Here is a 20337-nt window from a genome sequence, read left to right as displayed (position 1 = left end):
AACTAATGAATATATAATGCAATAGAGTTAAACTAAATACCTTTCAAGTCAATGAGTTATCAACGGAAATGGTTAGTATTTGCGAAACAGAAATAAGGCGCTTGCTTAATAACAGCAATAACCCAGCGGTCAATGAGTATGTGGCCTATAGTGAGGTAACGCAGTTACCGTTTGATACAGCTCGCCAGAACCAGGTCCTATAGACGGGTAAACTAGGCGTCGGCATGCTAGCATATGCTTTTTAATGGAATCCCATCCATATTAATCCGCCACAGTTCCTCCAAGCAAGTGGTGTAGGCTGGAGTCATCATCTCCTTCTTTCCAGCCCATAAGGCTCCGTTGCTGGTCTTGTATCGCTGAGCAACTGCAAAGCCTACTGTCCCCGCCCCATAACGACTATTGAGCTTGTCGAGATCGGCCATGAGTTTAGTCCGCTGCTGAATTTGCGCTGTCGATTCAAACAGGCTCAACTGCTGCTGACCGGCTGCTTCTAACCCATCAAAGACAACACCAGCCTTTTTGTAAGCCGTCTGGGGTTGCCAGAGCCGTTTCAATACTGCGCGGGCGTAGCGAATCAATTCCGCCGTATCACTCGTGGCCACAGGCAAGGTCAGCGTGGCCGAAGAGGTGTAGGGCGGCGGCTCACCGCCAAACCGGTTCTTGCTGATAAACACGGTCACTACCTGCACCGCCGAGTCTTGTCGTCGCAGCTTCTCGGCCGCGCGGGTGGTGAACGCGGCTACAGCTCCTAACACGTCCTGATAAGCTGTCAAAGGTTTACCAAAAGTGCGGGTACAGGCAATGCTCTGTCGGGACAGGGTGCCATCTTCACTCGGTGCCATCGCCAGACAAGAAACGCCCTGCAGTTCGCGTACCAGCCTTGCACCCACCACCCCGCCTAAATGCTTGCGGGCCCACGCCTCCGACACGCGGGCCAGCGCGGCCGCCGTAGTGATACCGTGGGCGTGGAGCTTGGCTGCATACTGGTGGCCAATGCCCCACACATCCTGCACGGCCACCCGCTCTAAGGCCCACTGCCTTCTTTCCTCCGAGTCTAAGTACAGCACGCCATCTAAGTCCAGGTTTTTCTTGGCGATGCGGTTGGCCAGCTTAGCCAGCGTTTTGGTCGGGGCAATACCGACACAGGTGGGAATGTGGGTCCACTGCTTAATCTCTCGGCGGATACGACGGCCGTAGGCTTCCAGTCCCCCCAGCCAGCGTTCCATGCCAGCTAGGTTCAGAAAGGCTTCGTCAATGGAGTAAATCTCCAACTCAGGGGCTACGTCAGCCAAGTAGCCCATTACCCGCCGTGACATATCCCCGTAGAGAGCGTAATTACTGGACAGCACGCGAATGCCGTGCTGCGCCACCAGGGGCTTGATCTTGAAGAGGGGCTCGCCCATGGGAATGCCTAGCGCCTTGGCCTCGGCCGAGCGCGAGACCACACAGCCGTCATTATTGCTCAAGACCACTACTGGTAAGCCTTGGAGTTGGGGCTGAAAAGCCCGCTCGCAGCTTACGTAGAAGTTGTTACCATCAACTAACGCGAACATAGCGCGAAAGCCTTCCTGGCCGGGTTTCAGTGAGCACGTGCGTGACTACGCCCCAGCAGTCAAACAAGTCGGGCTCCTCCCCAATCGGGATAGATGGATACATCGGATTATCGGGTACTAGCCACCAAGAGCCCGGGCTACGCTCTACCAACCGCTTAACGGTGTGCTGGCCTTCCACCACGGCAATGATCACGTCATTGGAACGGGGCTTTAGGCGGCAATCCACGGCCAGCAAGGCCCCGTCCCGAATACCGGACTCACCGCCTGTCATACTATGCCCCTCCACCATCACCAGGTACGTCGCGTGAGGGTGTGACAAAAGCATGGCGTTTAAATCCAGCTTGACGCCCAAATGATCTTCCGCTGGGGAAGGAAAGCCAGCCGGGACATACGACTGAAAGAAAGGAAGCAGCAGGGGCTTCCGTAGAATATCGAGAACAACGACGCGGCTCATAACAACAACACAGGTGGGTTTGCTGCAATAATACGTGTTGCTAAATTAATTAGCATAATGTATTGCCAACAATTTTAGCACAGCAAGCAATTCTTCTATCTCCACCTTATTACACCTAAGGGGAAAGGACTGATTTAGAGTCCAACTATCTGTGCGTGCGTAAGCGGCAAGTATCCACGCAGCTGTAAAACACAGCCGAACCCTTGAGGTGACATACTTGCTGTGGTAATTATAATACATAGCTACGGCGGGATTTGCCCCTTCACTCCTAGCCTTTTCCGTCAGGTCTATTCCTTCCTAAGACCTAAATGGTCATTCAGGAAGCCCTGCTTCCACATGCCAGGCTTTTGGCGTTGGAAAAAATTTTGTGAAAAATTTTCGGGAGGCAGCGGGTGGACCGACCAGCCTATCGCCAAGCCCCGGGGGCTTTACGACAACGGCCCTACCCCCCCCTTCAAGCAGCAGCGATCCTTATTTCTGCGACTGCTTGCATCGGAGATGCGAGTTAACTCTTCCACATTTAACCTTTTACGCGTTATGAAACTACAGCGTGCTGATAGACAGCAATGCCAGATGCGCCTGCTACTGCAAGGGCCCAGCGGGGCGAGCAAAACCATGGGGGCTATACAGGTTGCCCAAGGCCTGGCCGGGGGCGATTGGTCCAAGGTCGCCGTGATTGACAGTGAGAACGGCTCGGCCGATTTGTACGATGACTTGGGCGAGTACCGCGTGCTGCGGCTATCATTCCCATTCAGTCCAGAGCGCTATGCCGAGGCCATCCGCGTGTGTGAGCAAGCGGGTATGCAGATCATTATCCTCGACTCCATTACGCCGGAGTGAGAACACCTGCTCGACTACCACGCCTCCTTACCCGGCAACAGCTTAAGTTCCTGGGCCAAGGTCACCCCTCGGTATACGGCCTTCATCCAGCGCTTGCTTCATTCTTCCGCCCACATCATCGCTACCGTACGGGCCAAGACCGACTACACCCTATCGGAGGAGAACCGCGAGCAGGTACCCGAAAAGGCAGGGTTGAGAAGCATCCAGCGCGAGGGCTTGGACTACGAGTTCACCCTCGTCTTTGAGTTGGATTTGCGCCACCAGAGGCCACAGCCTCCAAAGACCGGACTAGGCTCTATAGTGACCAAGGACCTGTCCATCTCAGCGCTAAAATTGGACTGGCACTTTTACAATGGTGTCAGACCGGCTCCTCGTCCCCGCACGAGGAGCACATCCGTGCAGCCATTAAGCGTGCCTGACCCTGCACGAGTTGATAGAGCTCTACTATAGCATCGCTACTAAGCATCAATCAGTGCTCAAGTTCGATTTCCAGTTTCAGAAACAACATCTGCTTACCAACGATCTGACGCTAAGTAGCGCCGGCAGTAATCTATTGTACACTCAACCTTCAAACTCTCATGGAAAACTCGATTATTCGGCTTAGTGCCGCCCCCGCCCTTATGCACGTGCAACCCGAGGCCGGCCCGCAAGTGTCGGCCTCTTTCGTTGCACCCTCCTCCGACCGCGCCTTTATTGAGGCCAACACCACGGCCACCAGCTTCGCCAACATCCGCCGCGACCACATCATCCCCGTCTTTGTCAAGGACAATGAGCCGCTGATCAGCCAGGCCGACTTCATCCAGGTCACGGCCCAGGCCGTGGCCGATGTGTTCCGGGGCGAGCAAATCCTACAGCCCCAGGTAAGGGTGTCGCACCCCATCAAGGGCCGCATCCCTGAGGCCAAGGACAAGCCGGCAACTCAGCTCGAAGACTGGGAGTGCACGCTCTACTACGAGCGCATGATGTTCTGCATCGAGGTGCCCACGCTCTTCGATACGGTGGGCGGCAACTGCCTGACCCTACAGGTGGGTGGGGTGAAGGCCTACAACCTGGACAACCTCTACAACCGCAAGGGAGCCGTGGAGCACTTCAAGCTGTTCGTGGGCTTCCAGAACCTGGTCTGCACCAACCTGTGCGTGCGCACCGACGGCTACCTGGGCGATCTGCGCGTGAGCAGCCTCGAGCAGCTGCACCAGGCCGTCTACCAATTGTTGCACTCCTACGATCAGCACCGCCACCTGCGCCAGCTACAGGCCCTGACGGAGTACACCCTCAGCGAGCAGCAATTCGCCCAGCTGCTGGGGCGCTGCCGCATGTATCAGCACCTGCCCCCGGCGGCCAAGCAGCAGATCCCAGCCCTGCTCTACGGGGACCAGCAGCTGGCCGCGGTTTGCCGCGACTACTACCGCGACCCCAGCTTCTGCCGCGACGAGCAAGGAGACATCAACCTCTGGCGCTTGTACAACCTGTTCACCGGGGCTAACAAGAGCACCTACCTCGACCAGTTTCTGGACCGCTCCGTCAATGCCCTGGACTTTGCCCAGCAGGTGCAGCACGCGCTCGAGGGACGCAGCACGAGTTGGTATTTGCGGTAATATTTAGCACCAAACGCAAGACCCGCCCTCGCTATTTCCAAGCGAAGGCGGGTCTATATTTAACCTTCAGGCGGCGAAATCCTTTATGCTACCAAGAGGTAGGCGAACTCTGGCAGGAGGGAAACTGGATCTGAGTGAAAACAACCTATTCCTGTTATCACGCAAGATGAGTTGCTACATTCAACCTGTATATAATGCTCGCCATGTAACTCGAAGCCAGCTTTCATAATCATCGGTTTGCCATGAACAGGACATTCGCAGCGAGCAAGCCTTTCGAGTCGATCTGATACTCCTTGCTTAAGTATAGGCTTGTTATCAGGCTTAAATTGAATGAGCTGCAAATAGTCCTCCTCACTTACTGTTTCTAAGCTTTCAGCAGATGAGGGGCTCGGTGTATCCGCACTTGGCAATGATGCCTGAGACCTTTCCGCGCCAAATTGATTGCTGTAGCTTACCAAAAAGCAATTGAGGAGCATACTAGACTCGGCTATGGCCTTTGTTACAAGATCGCTGGGAACCATCAGGGCATCTGCTAATACTTCAGGCGACAGGAATGTACCGAGTAGCTCTCCTTTTAAATTAAATACATCCACTGCTTGAATATTTGGATTGAACGTAGCTCCAAAGTGCTCATTTATCCACTCTGCACGGCGAATTTTATCTTTAGGAGTGAGGGGTGGCAGTGGTATGGTGTGACAGTAGAGAATGTGATGATTAACTCCTGCACGAGTAATGAAAGTGTTTGATCGATTAAAGGAGGATGGGCTGAAATCTTCTTGTGGGTTATTCATGGAAAATGAGAGTAAAAGTGTTGATCACTAGGTGAGTATCGCCCTCTTGATACTATAGGTAAGTTGGTAACCTATTTAGAAGGATGCTATCGTATTCTGTTGGGGTCGGGGCACAGGTAGCCCTGTGGCCGCAAGGGCCTCGAATTTTTATTCTCATAGTTTTGGTGAAAAAAGGCTACCTGAGCTTACCCGGATTAAATCCGGGTATTAGTAGCGGGTCAATTGTCCCGCCGTCGACTCGTTTAAGCCAGTATTTGTAGCGCTGGTCCGACTTCTTACTGCGGACGAAAGCATTCTTCGCCAAGGCTTTTCCTAGTCGCAAGAGGCTACCCGGATCATTACCGACGTTATAGCAGCTTCTGAGTTCAGCAGCAATCTCAGACGTAGTCCAGAACAGGCTTCCCGCCTCGTCTTTCTTGGCTGGCGAGAAAGCCTTGAGGAGCATTTCCTCCTCGTACGTACTATGCTGGTACTGATGGTTGTTCTCGTGAACTTCGGCTATTTCGTTTTGATCGAACCAGAATTGAAAGCCGTTTTCAAACAACCACAATGCTTGGCTAAGGACCAGATCCATGTCGAGGTTATGGGCATTATCAATCCCCACAACATCAGTGCACAAGAATCGGCGTGACCCTGTAGTATCGTTTAGAAACTGTCGGCTATTAATTGAACCCGCAAACGAGGCGCGGCGGGGAAGCTTTTCACTACTCCGAGCATAAGGACGACGCAGGTTAATAGTGCTCTGCGTAATTAAGCTCTTAAGAGCGCCAATTTCACTTTTGCTTAGGTTCTCCAACTCATCCAGATTGATGAGCATACATTCAGCTAGGTGAACGAGAGTATCCTTATTACCCGGGTCTACGACGCCGGAAAAGGTGTACTCTTTCAGTGACCTTGGTGCTAGATTTTCGATCCAGGTAGTTTTGCCTACCCCCTGCCCGCCCGCTAAAACCAGAACTGAGTGGTTAACAACCTCTGTTTGCTTCAACGACCCCACCATAGCCACCACCCATTTGCGCAACCACCGGGACCATAATTCATTATTGGTGGTATTTACCGTATCGGCAAGCAGCTGGAGATAGTCCGTCGTTTGGTCCCAGGGGGGTAAAGAGTCAAGATACTCCAGGAAGGGGTCGTACTTTGGTGTAAAGCTGGAGTGCAAGACGTTGATCAGGGTGGAGATAGGGGACCGAATCTTAGCCTTTGAAAGCGCTCGCCAAAGAGAGTTCGTATCATAATCCAGCAGAGGACGAAATTCGGGCTCGCCCTTATTCCGGAACTCTATTCTTCCCTTTACCTGGTTAAAGCGGAAATCGCAGTGCTTATTAAGATAATCTTCTTGCCGCTGTAGCGGATTGTTTTTTATTGGTCCTGGTGGGCCAGTTGCACTTGGCAGTGCCATAATTTATCGTTTAAAGGGTTTGTGGGAGTGGCTAAGCAGAAAGCGGTTGATCTCTTCCCGGCTATAGTAGATTTTATTACCAATCTGGCTAAAGCCAAGAAGGCCAGAGTCTCTCCAAGCTTGGAGCGTTCGCTTGCTGACGTTAAGCAACGCCAGTGCTTTGTTTGAGTCAAGCCACTCTAATGCATCTTTCTTGTGCTCTTCTTCAAAGAGCATTTTCATGTAGGCGAAGGCATCTCGTTGTAGTTGATCAAATGCCTCGTCTTGGATTACTTTAAATCCCATACTGTATTTTTTGACATTTATTTTCAGTCTTAATTCTGGCATTTATCATACTTATGGGGCTCGCTTTCTGTCAGGCATTTTTGGTTGTTTTGGAGGTAAATGATATGCTTAATGATACAAAGCTAAGCACTGGATACGAATTTGCAAGCCACCTATCAAGCGTATCTATCTGGTTAACAGCATTCTGTAGACCTTCAAGTTCTACAGAATGTGGAGACGGGTTACAAAAATACTTTCAGGCAGGGCCTGTATTGTATTATTCATATTTAAGTTCTACAGAATAGAGCTTAAAAAAAATAATAAAAAATCTTTCGTCTATTTAGACAGGTGGTCGTAACACGGCTTGACTCCTCTTAAGAAAACGCAATGCAGTAGACAAGCTATTCCCTCCTACTACCAAGCAGAGTATTGGATGAAAAGCGATAAGAATGGCTTAGCAGGGCGCCGTAACCTCGACTAAGTCTATTGACAACAAAGGGGTATGCTAGCTATATGGAATCTAAGAAGATAGCACTACAATCAGCCGATGAGGCAGTGCCCCTTTTAGTATGTCACATTCTATCCAGCTAATCAAAGGATTGGTTAGCCTCCCAATGGCATACTAGCGTAAAACTTGTTCCTTGTTGGATAAGAATAGTTAGAGGAATAAGCGTATCTAGCACTATAACTAGTACAGGGAAACAGGACGCTACCGAAAAGCCCAAAGGCAAGCACACAGCATGCAGTCTAGGCGTACATTAAGGGTGCGTATAGTTCCGAGTAATATACAGGATAGTTCAAACTGACTTTGTCTGCCAGCCATCCGATTTATAGGTATGGGCAATCGAGAAGTGATGTGCGCTAGAAACTATGCGCATAAAAAGTTGCTCTTGGCTTACCGCCCCTTCTTTAATTGAATACATCCATGGCTTGATCAAGCTTCTCGTTGATAATTTTCGCATAAATCTGAGTCGTCTTGATAGATGAATGCCCGAGGAGCTTGGATACATACTCAATGGGCATGCCCTTGGCTAAGGCCCTAGTCGCAAAGGTGTGCCGGGAGCTGTGAAAGCTAATTAGGGTGTCTACTCCGGCTGTTCTGGCTATGGTCTTCAGATCCTTGTTAGCGTAAGCCGTCGCGGAAGAGATTGCTTTGAATAAAACCCTAGGATTCGTGTAATCCTTCCCGACACCAAGGAAAGGGAATATATAAGCAGAGGGCTTGCTGTCGGCGCTCTTGTACAACTGGAGGATCTCTAGCGCTTTGTTAGGAATCTTGATGGACACCACATCATTCGTCTTGTGCATGGTGAGACGGATGTGGGTGCTGGAGAAGTTACCCCATTTGAGTTGGAGCAAGTCCGAAATACGGAGTCCACCCGCGTAGGCCGAGAAAACAAAGATGTTTCGGTGATGGTACATTTTACTCCCTTTGATAAGGGGTAGCAGCCATATCTTCTCCAGTTCCTCCTCTGACAGGAATGCTTTTGTTGTCTTCTCGAGCTTGAGCTTATACTTTAAAAAGGGATTACGCTCGGGGGAAACTAGATCCTCCTGAACGGCATCGTTAATAAGCTTGCGGATGATTTTCAGATTAGAATGAATGGTATTCACAGAGTTCCCCAGCTCTTCGCGCAGATACGCCTCATACTGCTTCAGGAAGCTAACCGTAATCTCATCGAATAACAGGTCGCTCAGCCCCATAAAAACTTTGAGCTTCGAGTAGACGGCAGTAGCCTTATCTAGGGAGCCAATCTTACCAGCCTTATCTAAGGAACGTAAGTACCTAGCGAAGTACTTCAAAAAGCTCTCCGACGACTGTCCCATGAGGGCCTTCTTGATTTGCACCGGCGCAACAAACTTTGACTCTATTTGCAGTTCCAGGGATACTTCCTCAGCTTCGGCTGCCTTTTGCGCGATAAAGGCATTCACTCGCTGCGAGTTGGGATGAGACTTCCGAACGCGGCTCAGATCGTTGTTCCAGTCGCTGAGCTTAACGCGCAGTCCGATGGAAAGGTACTTCGGCTTCCGGTCCTTGATGATGCGCAAGTACACAGGCATCTCGCCCGCTTTGTTCGCCTTGTTCTCCATCAGGATAATCTTCACACTTGCCATAGAAAGCACTTTAGTTACAGTCTATAGAAAGGTAGCCCTAAATTCGGAACAGGTAAAACAATAGGTAAAACATTTGCCTCATTTAAGTACTATTGCCTGCTTCGTTTTAACCTCATCACAGAAGTAAAAACTGCTCTTACGCAGCAAAACAAGGAATTTGAAAGAAAACGGGTGCAATTACCATGGTCCCGTCCGGACCGCAAAAAAGGCTCTTAGCACTACGCTAGGGGCCTTTTTTTGTTATAAAGCTTTTTAAGCAGCATCAGTAAAACCATACTTTACGCCGCTAAGTATCTGAATAAAAAAGTTAAGTAGACTTTAGTAAATGCCTTATTTATGGTGCTTAGATGGTAATGAACAGAAGAGTAACAACTCCTTCTCTCTCGTTACAGCTACATAATCAACCAAGCCATGTAAGCAGGTTGTGATCCAGGAGGCGTCATTGTTCGACAATTATACAAGGCGAAGCCTACTGGTGCCCAAGCAGCCCTAGTTGAGTTCTTTATACATCTTGAGTTGAAGGATTAAACTGCTGTTGTTCTGTTTTACCAGTCGTTTGTACACTATAAGTGCTGCGCAGGGACATACGTAATAATTACGCTACGACCCTTAAAAGCTCCTGTAATCTGTTAAAGGCTTGCCAGTTGCTAACAGTCTACCCCTATTTATCTATAGTTTTGATTTAGCACTGATAGTTATTAGTGTATTTTATTAATGAGCATTAAACCAAGATAAAGAGCTATCACTAAAACAATAGAGTAAAAAAGCTACACAACGGTAAAGCATAAACGTTTACATATTGAATAATTTTAACATGCAATAAAGCATATAACATAACTCATTTTTTTCAATTAGTATGATTGCATAATAAACGAGTCAGTGTCATTAGGGACTTTATTATAATATTAGTTATAATATATATTTTATAAAATATGCTTAATAAATTACCTATCACCATTCTTAACAATTACTAGTAGCTCATCGCTTTGAACAACCCATAAGGCATTATTATAAAAGGAATCCATCAACCAAGTACTGGCTTTTTTTGAGGTCCTCAACCATAGCTTAATATTAGATTATATGCTTATTAAACAGCTATTAAAGGAACAAGCCTACAAAATCTCACAGCATTTTATTGGGGCACTTTTTCGCTATTTTCTTGTAATAATTAACTATGATGCAACCTTTTGAAATATAAAAAAAAAGCCCCTAAAGCACGCTAATGGGCTTTTTTTGTGCACAATCCATAGTATTTTTAACTAGCCGTTATGGTTGCGTTTATGTCGTTTCCACTATGTGCAACTTTTTGTTCTATGCTTTTCGGGTAGATTTTATCCATTAATATTGCCCCTTATAAACCGCTATACCACGGTTTAAACTCGTCCGTTTGAATTTCTCTGGATTGTTCTTTCTATTCTTTCAACCCTTCCTACGCATGCACATCAAACACCTTACACCCGTTCCTGCACGCCGAGCGACACACCACTTGAGTCTTTTTTCTTGGCTGCTTCTCCTTCTCACATGCGGTGCTCATACCAGCTTCGCACAAGATTTTAGAGGACCCTTAGTTATTACTAGAGGCGGTACTTACACTGGTAACTTTGAGAGCAACGACTCGGATGTTCCCGCTATCACTGTCAGTACATCAGAACCAGTAGTAATTGAGAATGCGATTATTCGAAGCAGAGGGGTAGTTATTAAGGCCCATTATCCGGGTGTTAACCTTACCGTTCGTAATACTAAGGGTTACGGACTTGAGCCTAGTAGAGATAACGTGCGCCGTGGCCGCTTTATAGATGCTGGCACCTTCAAGAATATGCGAATAGAGCATAACTACCTTGAGCATACTTCAGGTATTTATCTGGCCCACTATCAAGGCAACCACTCAGAAAACGAAACAGTTAAAATCCTTTACAACAAAGCAAGCAACATTGATGGCCGCACCCGTAATGGTGGTTTTGAGTGGTCACAATTTGTGCAGTTCAACAGCGTACGTCAAGTTAGAGGAGCTGAGATTGCCTGGAATCAGGTAATCAATCAACCATTCAATAGCCGAGTAGAGGAGAACATAAACCTCTATATGTCTAGTGGAACTGGAGATAACCCTATCCGAATCCACAACAACTACATTCAGGGAGCTTACCCATCAGATCCAAGATCATCGGAGAGCTATGGTGGGGGTGGAATCAATATGGGAGACGGTCCTAGCTTCGACATGGGAGCAGCTACTGGCTTCGCAAAGGCTTACGATAATCAGATCGTTAGCACAGGTACCCAAGGCATTTGTATAGCAACAGGTCACGACCTAGAATTCTATAATAACCGAATTATCTCATCCGGTTATTTGGCAGACGGTACTTATATGCAGTCTGCGAACGTAGGTATCTATGTTTTGAAATTGGGCGAAGGCATATTTTTCAACAACAGAGCTTACAACAATGTGGTTGGCTATGTTAACAGAAATACGAACCTCCCCAGAATGCGTAATGATCAGTATCTGCCTGATGCAGCTGAGCCCCATCGTTATGATTTGAACGTAGAAATACCCGGCCTTATCACCCGTGATATGGAAAATGCTGAGTTTGTTTCATGGGAAGCTAAAGTCCGTAATAATGGTGTAATACTTGGCCCAACTACCGGCACTTCTACACCGTCTCCAACTCCAGCACCTGCGCCCGCTCCTACCCCACCCAGCAGCAGCGAGATTGTATCGGGCGGCACTTACACACTCACAGGCAAAGGTTCAAATAAGGCACTTGATGTAGATAACAATAGCAACAGTACTGGTGCTAAAGTGCAGATTTGGGATAGAAATAGCTCAACTGCTCAACGTTGGGTTATTACTCGCAACGACGATGGCACATATAAGCTCACACACAAGGGCACTAATAAAGTGCTTGACGTTGATAACAACAGCAGCCAAAATGGAGCTAAAGTGCAGCAGTGGGATGACAACGGCACGAATGCTCAGCGTTGGATACTCACGCGCAATGACGATGGCACATATAAGCTTACAGGTAAAGGCTCGAATAAAGTGCTTGACGTTGATAACAACAGCAGCCAAAATGGAGCTAAAGTGCAGAAGTGGGATGACAACGGCACGAATGCTCAGCGTTGGATACTCACGCGCGAATAAAAACGTTAGAGTTAGTTAAAGAGACTTGTTTCTGTTAGTGTTCTCTATCTGATAAATCAGCAAAAGCCCCTCCCTGTGAGGGGTTTTTTGTTGTATAATAACTAAGTGCAAAATGGATTCCTTATAATTTTGTGGTCAGCTGAATAATTATTAAGTTATATATTACTTTGCTCTGAATTTTTAGGCAACCTGTTCCTACGCAGGTACTACGATAGTTTTTACGCACTGATTTAGCATAGGTTACAAATAACTTAAGTCAAATTTTCAAGTTTATGTCCTATGCTTGAATACTTGCTTATTAGTTTACTTTTAGAGACCAAATTTCATGTCTGATCGAATTCTTGGGCTACACCACGTCACGGCCATTGCCAGCGACGCCCAGCGCAACTACGACTTTTACGCCAACGTCTTAGGGTTGCGCTTTTTGAAAAAGACCGTCAACTTTGATGACCCTAGCACTTACCATTTCTACTTTGGAGATGAAATAGGCTCGGCGGGCACTATCCTCACGTTTTTTCCCTGGCAGCATATGACGCCTGGCCGACGTGGCACGGGGCAGGCGACGGAGATTGGCTACTCGGTGCCCGAGGGCAGCTTCGACTTCTGGCTCAAGCGCTTTGAGCAGCACAACGTGACGTTCAACAAGCCCAGCGAGAAGTTTGGCGAGCCCTACCTCACCTTCCTGGACCCCGATGGCCTGAAGTTGGAGCTGGCCATAGCGAAGAACCCCGACCCGCGTACGCCCTGGGCCACGGCCGACGTGAGTGCTGAAGTTGCCACCAAAGGCTTTCATAATGTGACCCTGACCTTAGCTAGCATTAAGGGCACAGCTGAGATTCTGACCGAGGTCTTTGGCTATAAGCTGGTGGAGCAGCACGTAAACCGCTACCGTTTTGCCACCGACGCGGTGCCGGGCGCGGCTATTATCGATTTGGTGGAAGCCCCTGGCGAATCCCGCGGGCACGTGGCGGGTGGCTCGGTACACCATGTGGCCTTCCGCGTGCCAGACGATGCGACCCTGATGCGGTTCCGGGAAAAGGTGCTGGCGCGGGGCCTCGATATTACCCCCCAGATTGACCGGCAGTACTTTCACTCGCTGTATTTCCGCGAGCCGGGGGGCGTTTTGTTTGAAATTGCGACTGATAATCCTGGCTTCATGATCGACGAGCCGTTAGAGGAGTTAGGCACTCATCTGTTGCTGCCGCCTCAGTACGAAAAGCGCCGCGCCCAGATTGAGGCTCACTTACCCGTTATCCGCTAGCGCATGGATTATCAGCCCCTTCACCATATTTATCGGCCCTCTACGCGGCCCGCCGGACGTACCTTGCTCCTGCTCCACGGCACCGGCGGTGATGAACACGACTTGCTGCCCCTAGCTGCGAACTTCGGCACCGACCTCAACGTGTTGAGCGTGCGGGGTAACGTGCTGGAGAACGGTATGCCGCGCTTTTTCCGCCGCCTAGGCATGGGCGTATTCGACGAGGATGACGTTCGGTTCCGCACCCACGAACTGGTGCACTTTCTGCGCGAAATTGCCCCCCAGCAGGGCTTTGACCTACAAAATGTTATTGCACTAGGCTATTCTAATGGCGCCAACCTGATTGGCAGCGTGCTGCTGATGTATCCGGAGTTATTAGCCGGTGCGGCCTTATTACGCCCTATGCAGCCGCTTACGGACGTACCCGCTGCGCCTTCCGGTGACAACCAAAAAGCCCCCCACAGCGTCCCTGTATTCTTCGCCCCCGGCCAGCGCGACCCTACTGTGGACCCTGCCGCTACGGAGCGCTACGCGGCGCTGCTAAACGCTCGGGGGTTTGCCCTGACGCGCTACGATGCTCTGGCCGGTCATAACCTCACTCCTCAAGATGTAGCACAAGCTGCTGCTTGGTATCAGCATTATTTTGGGCATGTTGCTTAAATTTTAATTGTCTGATCTAATGATTAATAACTAGGCTACTATTAAGCCCTAAATGAAGAAAGGCCCAGAATTAATTCTGAGCCTTTCTTCATTTAGGGACGATGGTTGATAGAGTAAAGAAGATTATCTACGTCTATTTAATTTTGGTCTGCTTGCTGGCCGAGCGGCCGAAACGAGTGGGAAAATACATCAATTCGGCGCGGGCGGAGTTCAGAGTGTATTGTCCCCGAAAGCGTGGTTGCAGGGCAATGCGGAAGGTGTGGCGGCCCACGGGCAGTACGTCGATGAAGATGCCAGTTTGGTGGCGCAGGTATTCGCGGTGCACCTCGAAGGCATTGCCCGCCTTGTTGTCGCCGTAGGAGCAGCCGGCCGGGATGGGCACCTCTAAGAGCACATAGCGCGCTTCTGCGGTCACATCGACCGTCACCAGCAGCTCCGCGGGCTGACCGGCCTTGAGCTTCACCTGCGCGCCTGTTTGACCGGCTAGCATAGTCGTTACGAGGAAGGGCGCGGCTACGGCGGTGGGCTGGGGGTTCCAGAAGGTCTGGTAGGCGGTGGCATACACGGGCAGCAGACCTTCCTTGCGCAAGGTGAACGAACCAGTGCTGGGGGGCATTTTGGCCTCAAAGGGAAACTGCGTTACCTCCTGGTTGAGGCCGCCGCTGAACTGCACCCGCGCTACTGTGGCCCGGCCGGGCGCAAATAAGTCGGGGCCGATGGTTTCTAGAATCTGGGCGGCCTCGTAGGTGCTGGCCCAGTGCCCCACGCGCCGCTGGTTCAGCAGGAACGTGCGGATGCGCAGCAGTTCGGCTTCGTGGTTGCCGGCGGCCCGCAGCACCCGGTAAGCCAGCAACGTGGTGCCTATCCGTCCACTTAGCAGGTAGCGGTAGTAGGTGCTGGAGCGTAGGGTATCTTCGTAAAAAGCCCCCCCGAACTGGGTAGTGAAGCGGTAGCGCCGTAGGCTATCCAACTGGTAGGGCAGCTTCAGCTCCTGGCGCAAATGGGTAAGGGCCAGATGGGTATCCAGTTGCTGCCGGCCGCGCTCCAGGCGGGTGATGTAGGTGGCGTAATCGGTTTGCACGCCCAGGCGGTGCAGGAGCTGCAACAGGCGCAGCCGATCATCAGAAGTGCTGAAAAAGCCCCCCACGAAGGCTGCATTTCGTTTTTCGGCAAAGCTCAGGTCCAGCTGTTTAAGAAGATAGATCTCCACTTCGTCGCGGTCGAACTGCACTTTGTAGCCCTGCTTTTCAGCCTCTAACAGAGCTTCCAGTACGTGCAGCGTGGCCCAGGCGCTGATGGGCGAAGTTGGCCAGGTGCCCCACAGGCCCGGTTTCTGCTGGCCCTGACGCAGCCGCCGAATCAGCTGGTTTACGTCCTTGGCGTGGGTGAACGGCTGGTGCAGAAACTCGCGGATGCGCTGTTCCAGCAACAGGGCTTTGAGCTTGGAGGCGGCCTGCTCGTTGCAGAGGTAGGCGTACTGCTGCACGTGGCGAATTTCCTCCAACAACAAGGGCAGCGGGTCACTTTCCAGGCGCACGGTGGTTTCGCCCAGTTTGGGGTCGAAGGTGAGCTGCAAGGTGGTGTCAGCCGCGGTGAGCACGGCGAAGGTGCCGACTCGCTCGCGGGTGCCGGCGGGCAGCACGGGCACGGTGCGCACTTCGCCATCGGCGTAGCCATCCGGTTTTTGCAGGCTAAAGGTGACTTGCAGGGAATCGACCGCGGCAGGAGCCGTGACGGTGAGTGTATCCAGGGCCGATGTAACTACCTGGTGGCGCGCGGTGCGGGCCACGGTGGCGCCCACCCGGAAACTGGTCGTGACCTGGGCCGTGTCGGAGAGGTAGTTGAGGGTTTTGCCCAGCACCTGGGCCTTGTCACCGGCTACCAGGAAGCGCGGTACGGCCAGCTCGCCCAGCAGGCCTTTGAAGGAGCGCAGGCTGGCGGTGGCGCTGCCGGTGCGGCCGTGGTTGTCGGAGCTTAGTACGAAGGTATCCCATCCGGTTACGTCGTCGGGCAGGGTGACTTCGGTGGTGGCTTGGCCGCGGGCATCAGTAAGCAGGTTGGGGCGCCACCAGCCGACGTCGGAGAAGCGGCGACGCAAAGCCAGGCGCGGGTCACGACCGTCGGGCAGGGTGTTGTCGGCGTCGGTTGGGGCCGTGGGATCGGTTAGGGAACGAGGTGTTTTGGTGGCCTTGGTTTTGATGATAACCACTCCACCCGCGGCTTTAGCGCCGTAAATTGCCTCGGCTTGCGCGTCCTTGAGTACAGTGGTGGAAAGAATGGAAGCGGGGTCAATGTCTTCCACTCGCCCATTGAAAGGCAATCCATCCACGATATAGAGTGGTGACGTGGTCATGGGCAAGCTGGCATTGCCTCTAATTCTGACTCTACTGCCGCCTACACTTGATACACTATTAGTTATCATTACTCCAGCCACTCGACCCTGTAGATATTGGCTACCTAAACCCGTCACAACCACCTCCGAAAGCTGCTTGGTATCCATGCTCAAGCTGACTTCCAGCTCCCGACCAATCACTACACGTTCCATCGTTATATAGCCAATGGATGAGAAAGCCAGCGTGCCGCCGTAGGGCACGTTTAGCTCGAAACTGCCATCGGCGTTGCTGGAAACGCCAACACTGGTGCTTTTTACCAGCACCGTGACACCCGGCAAGCCTTCGCCCGAACTTCTATCGAGTACCCGTCCCCGCACCAGCGGCCACCCCCGCCGCTCCGCCGCCGACGTCTCCCGGATTTGGTAGGTGCGCACAGCCGGCTGATCAGTCGCCGCCGTCGAACGCGTGGTGCGCGTCTCGATGAAACGACTTACGCGCCGGCTCGTAGCACCTTTTGGCTGCCGATGCGTACGCTGAAGCTGAACGTACGTAGTGCCGCCGGCTCGAACGTTTACATCGGCCGGCACCAGGCAGGTGCTATCGGCCAGCAGCACGGCCACACGGTACTTGCCCGGCTTCAGGCCTTGCACAGGCATTAGTCCACGCAACAGCCGACCAAACTTTGGCTGGCTTTGCTGGGTAATTAAGGTGTATAAAACAGCGGGCAAAGCGGGCGTTTGCGGCTTCGTATCGGCCTCGGCGGGTGGCGGCCAGAGCACCAAGCGGCCCTGTCCGGCGCGGGTCCGTACGGTGTCATCGAGCTGCACGAAGGTCCAGGCGCTGCTGGTAGCGGGCTGAAAGCGGAACCGCTCCTGAAGCTTGCGCACGGCGGCTTCGGTGTAAGCAAAGCCGCGCAACGGCAGCGAATCGGCATAGCTGTAGTGAGTTAGGCCCTCAAAGCGGTAAGCCTCCGTGCTGGTTTGCTTGAGCAGGCCCGGCGCGAAGGTGTAGCGGTAGGTGGGCTCAAACAAGAACTTCTGCCGCAGCCCGCTCCCCTCCCGGTACAGCACCGAGTCGGCCCGAAACGGCCCGCCCAGCCACACCGCATTTTGGTAGTCCTGCTGGGAACGATGCTGATACGTCAGCACCTGCAAACGGGCGCCCTGCCGGAGCGTGGGCCACGCTCCGGGGGGCAAATTGGCGATGCTTACGGGCAGCAAACGTCGATTTAGCTCGGTTTGCTCAAGGGGAGTAAAAGTGGCGGGGCGCTCTTCCACCGTCATATCAGGGCGCGGATAGTTCAGGTCGAGGCTGATGGTGAGTTTGTGCATGGGCCGCAGATACACGCCCCGCAAGGTGATGAGGCGGGTGGCGGTGCGCACGGCCAGAGTGTGGTAGCCGCTGTCGGCCACCAGAGCATAAGGCTCGGTGTGGTTGATGGCGCGAATGTAAATTGGCACGCCATCGAGGTAGACGGCTGCTGCGGGCTGCACTCGGCCCGAATCCATCACGAAGGGCGCTACCTGTGTCAGGCCACCCGGCGCGGGTCGGTATTCGCCAAATACGCCGAACTTAGGATACAGAAATTGATAAAACACCAGCGAATCGAGCCCTAGCTGGGCGCGCCACTGGGCCCAATCGAGCGGTTGCTGGCTGGTTTGCTCGGGTTTATTATCAAACTGCTCCGCCAGCCGAAACCGCCGCCCGGCCCGCCGGCTCACCGTAGGCGGCTCGGCGCTGGGCAGTTCGGGGGCCTCGGGCTGCCGGAACTTGCTGGTGTAGGCGTAGGAGGTAAGGTCGGCATTGGGCACCGGCGCGCCCCCAGCATCCGTAACGTGATAAGTCAGGCGGATGCGCTGGCCGGGATAGCCCACGGCGGGCTGCTCGGCGCGCACCTGCAACTGACTTTGGCTCAGCGGAATGCTATATTCTTCGGTACGCATCTCCCCACCCCACTCGTACTGCACCGAGGCAAACCAGGGCTCAGGGCTGCTGGCCCGTTCGGCCATTCTCAGCTCCCGGCTATAGCCCCGGTGCACCAACTCATTGCCCCGGTACACGAAGTACCAGAACGCCAGCCGGTGGGGGTTTTCCATTTCTACAAAAATTGAGTCGTGGGTGCGGTCGGAGCGCAGGGCCAGGGCGGCGTTGGCGGGCGTCAGGCGCAGTTCGGCGGTGCGGCCGGTAGCATCGCGCAACACGTAACTCGCCGCTTGGGGCAGCACCGACAAATCCAGCGGCAGCTGCACGGGGCCACGAAACAGGGGCTGCTTTAGGGTTGAGCTCGGGGGCCAAACTTCCAGCGTAGCGGCCTGGGGGGCATTTTTGCCGGCTTGCTGGTAGCGCAACTGCACGGAGTCGTTGTGGAGCTGCACGGTCAGCTGGCCGGGGTCGAGGCGATGGGTAACCTGGGCCTGCTCGGCGTGGCGCTCATTGTCAGAATTCAGGAAAGTAGCTTCTACGCGGTAGCGCAACTCGGCGGCGGGCAGCTGGCTGTGGGGCAAATTCAGGCGGGTTTCGCCCACGGGGTCAAGCGCTTGGGCGTGCGTCCAGAGCGTATCGGGCACAAACACCACGGGCGAGGCCAGGCGCGTAACCTCCGTAGGCACCACTGCCACCCGCACCCGCGCATCGAGCAGGTTCAGCTCATTGGCATCGGTGCCATGCAGAAACAGAGCCTGCAGCGTGCCCCGGCGCTGCTCGGTTTCGGCTACGCGCAGGGTGTAGCGGGTGTTTTTCAACTCATAATCTTCCAGCTGAAACTCGCCGCTGGCCAGGGTAATATCCTGGTCGTTAGCCAGCCGCACGTACACCGGGCGGCTGCTTTGCAGCCCCAGCGTATCGGTGAGCGGCAACTCAAAGACGTAAGAACCAGGCCGTTCGGGGCGGAGCACGGCTATTTTTTTGGGCTTGCTAGCATTGGTGAGCCACAGCGTAAGCGGCTTGGTGCAGGGCCGGCCGCCGTCGCGCCGGGTCACCCGTGCCTTCAGACGCAACGTGTCGCCTTGGGGCAGGTAGCGGGGCTTGCTGAATACCAGGTAGTGGGTCCAGGCCTGCTCCCACCGCTGCTCACGCTGATTTTGGCGCTCATCGCGCACGTCTTCACTAAACACCGACCGCACCAAGCCCACCAGTCCGGTGGTCGTATAGCTGAAGTGCCTGAGGCCGCGCACAAAGTTGCGCACGGGGCCCGTGAGATAGCCCAGCGGAAACCCAAACACCACCCGATTAGCCACGCTGCGGACTGTGTGCTGCGTTCTAGAGGGAAATGTCCGGTTGAGAAGATGATAGGTTGTGCGCCCTCCCTGGGTGACGGCCACGATGCCGCCGCGCCCGCCCCGCGCCTTCCGGAAGCTGTGCGTAGTAGCGTCAAACGGCACCTCGCGCCCTCCTATGTGCACTTGCGCCCGACCGTCGAGCAGCTGGCCGGTAGTATCGCGCACCACTAGGGCCAGATCGACTTGATTATCCAGCACCACTACCTCGCGGTCGGTGACGGAGCGCAGCCAGTACACCAGGCGCGGGCCCTCGGTGTGGGCCACCAGGTAGTAGCCCACCGGCAACGGGCGGCGCCACTGGCGAAGGCTATCGGTGGGAAACGAATCGACGGGCTGGGTGAAGAAGCTGGCTTTAGCTGCGGCCAGACCTTTCTGATACAGCAGTAGCGTTTCGGCGTCGGTGAGGCAGAAGACTTTGATGTAGTAGCTGCGCTGCCGGCCCTGAGCCAAGCGCTGCTGAGCCGCGGCCACCTGCCAGCTCAACAAATACAGTAAAACACAGGCGAGGCGTAGGCATCGGGGCATAGGCAAGGGAGGTTAGAAGGGCCAGAAGACTGGTCGAGCCCAAGCTATCCGTCGGCCGACGTGAGAATGATGCCCTGGGGGGCTCTTTTCCACACGATGCCACGAAAAAATATTCGTAATATTTTATCACTCT

General features: G+C 53.0%; 13 protein-coding genes. 6 read left to right on the top strand and 7 right to left on the bottom strand.

Features of this window, described 5'->3' with window-relative positions; translation table 11 throughout:
- Positions 1-227: 227 nt before the first annotated feature.
- Both ACW9KT_RS09025 and umuD read right to left on the bottom strand, forming a co-directional pair.
- Positions 228-1553, bottom strand: a complete 1326-nt coding sequence (locus tag ACW9KT_RS09025) for a Y-family DNA polymerase (protein ID WP_457079500.1) — start codon at positions 1551-1553, stop codon at positions 228-230.
- The gene (umuD, locus tag ACW9KT_RS09020; protein ID WP_133272476.1) at positions 1537-2007 is read right to left on the bottom strand and encodes a translesion error-prone DNA polymerase V autoproteolytic subunit; all 471 of its coding nucleotides are present in this window, start codon (positions 2005-2007) and stop codon (positions 1537-1539) included. Before umuD ends, ACW9KT_RS09025 begins: the two co-directional genes overlap by 17 nt.
- Before the next feature lie 537 nt (positions 2008-2544).
- Here umuD and ACW9KT_RS09015 point away from each other — a divergent pair.
- From ACW9KT_RS09015 to ACW9KT_RS09005, 3 genes are all read left to right on the top strand, one after another.
- Positions 2545-2847, top strand: a complete 303-nt coding sequence (locus ACW9KT_RS09015) for a hypothetical protein (RefSeq protein ID WP_457079498.1) — start codon at positions 2545-2547, stop codon at positions 2845-2847.
- A gap of 93 nt (positions 2848-2940) precedes the next feature.
- Entirely contained in the window at positions 2941-3297 is a 357-nt protein-coding gene (locus tag ACW9KT_RS09010; RefSeq protein WP_457079496.1) for a hypothetical protein, read from the top strand.
- Between the two features lie 128 nt (positions 3298-3425).
- Positions 3426-4442 (top strand): DUF3871 family protein, encoded by a 1017-nt coding sequence (locus ACW9KT_RS09005; RefSeq protein ID WP_457079494.1) that lies wholly within the window; start codon positions 3426-3428, stop codon positions 4440-4442.
- A gap of 83 nt (positions 4443-4525) precedes the next feature.
- Here the strand turns inward: ACW9KT_RS09005 and ACW9KT_RS09000 are convergent, their stop codons facing one another.
- From ACW9KT_RS09000 to ACW9KT_RS08985, 4 genes are all read right to left on the bottom strand, one after another.
- The gene (locus ACW9KT_RS09000; RefSeq protein ID WP_457079492.1) at positions 4526-5233 is read right to left on the bottom strand and encodes a hypothetical protein; all 708 of its coding nucleotides are present in this window, start codon (positions 5231-5233) and stop codon (positions 4526-4528) included.
- Between the two features lie 175 nt (positions 5234-5408).
- Positions 5409-6635: a VapE domain-containing protein gene (locus ACW9KT_RS08995; protein WP_457079490.1), complete on the bottom strand. Its 1227-nt coding sequence runs from the start codon at positions 6633-6635 to the stop codon at positions 5409-5411.
- 3 nt (positions 6636-6638) lie between these two features.
- Positions 6639-6962 carry a helix-turn-helix domain-containing protein gene (locus ACW9KT_RS08990; RefSeq protein WP_457079489.1) on the bottom strand — a complete coding sequence of 108 codons (324 nt, stop codon included), beginning with the start codon at positions 6960-6962 and terminating at the stop codon, positions 6639-6641.
- An 846-nt stretch (positions 6963-7808) separates the two neighbouring features.
- On the bottom strand, positions 7809-9005 hold the full coding sequence (locus ACW9KT_RS08985; RefSeq protein ID WP_457079487.1) for a tyrosine-type recombinase/integrase: 1197 nt from the start codon (positions 9003-9005) through the stop codon (positions 7809-7811).
- A 1444-nt stretch (positions 9006-10449) separates the two neighbouring features.
- Between ACW9KT_RS08985 and ACW9KT_RS08980 the strand changes: the two genes are divergently transcribed.
- From ACW9KT_RS08980 to ACW9KT_RS08970, 3 genes are all read left to right on the top strand, one after another.
- Positions 10450-12150: an RICIN domain-containing protein gene (locus ACW9KT_RS08980; RefSeq protein WP_457079485.1), complete on the top strand. Its 1701-nt coding sequence runs from the start codon at positions 10450-10452 to the stop codon at positions 12148-12150.
- 325 nt (positions 12151-12475) lie between these two features.
- Positions 12476-13411, top strand: coding sequence for a ring-cleaving dioxygenase (locus ACW9KT_RS08975; protein ID WP_457079483.1), 936 nt, complete (start codon positions 12476-12478; stop codon positions 13409-13411).
- Positions 13412-13414: 3 nt separating this feature from the next.
- The gene (locus ACW9KT_RS08970) at positions 13415-14068 is read left to right on the top strand and encodes an alpha/beta hydrolase (RefSeq protein ID WP_457079481.1); all 654 of its coding nucleotides are present in this window, start codon (positions 13415-13417) and stop codon (positions 14066-14068) included.
- 133 nt (positions 14069-14201) lie between these two features.
- Here ACW9KT_RS08970 and ACW9KT_RS08965 read toward each other — a convergent pair whose 3' ends face one another.
- The gene (locus tag ACW9KT_RS08965) at positions 14202-20204 is read right to left on the bottom strand and encodes a carboxypeptidase-like regulatory domain-containing protein (protein WP_457079479.1); all 6003 of its coding nucleotides are present in this window, start codon (positions 20202-20204) and stop codon (positions 14202-14204) included.
- Positions 20205-20337 lie beyond the last annotated feature (133 nt).

The sequence above is a fragment of the Hymenobacter sp. HD11105 genome, assembly GCF_054051685.1.
This window is presented reverse-complemented; position numbering and strand designations above follow the sequence as displayed.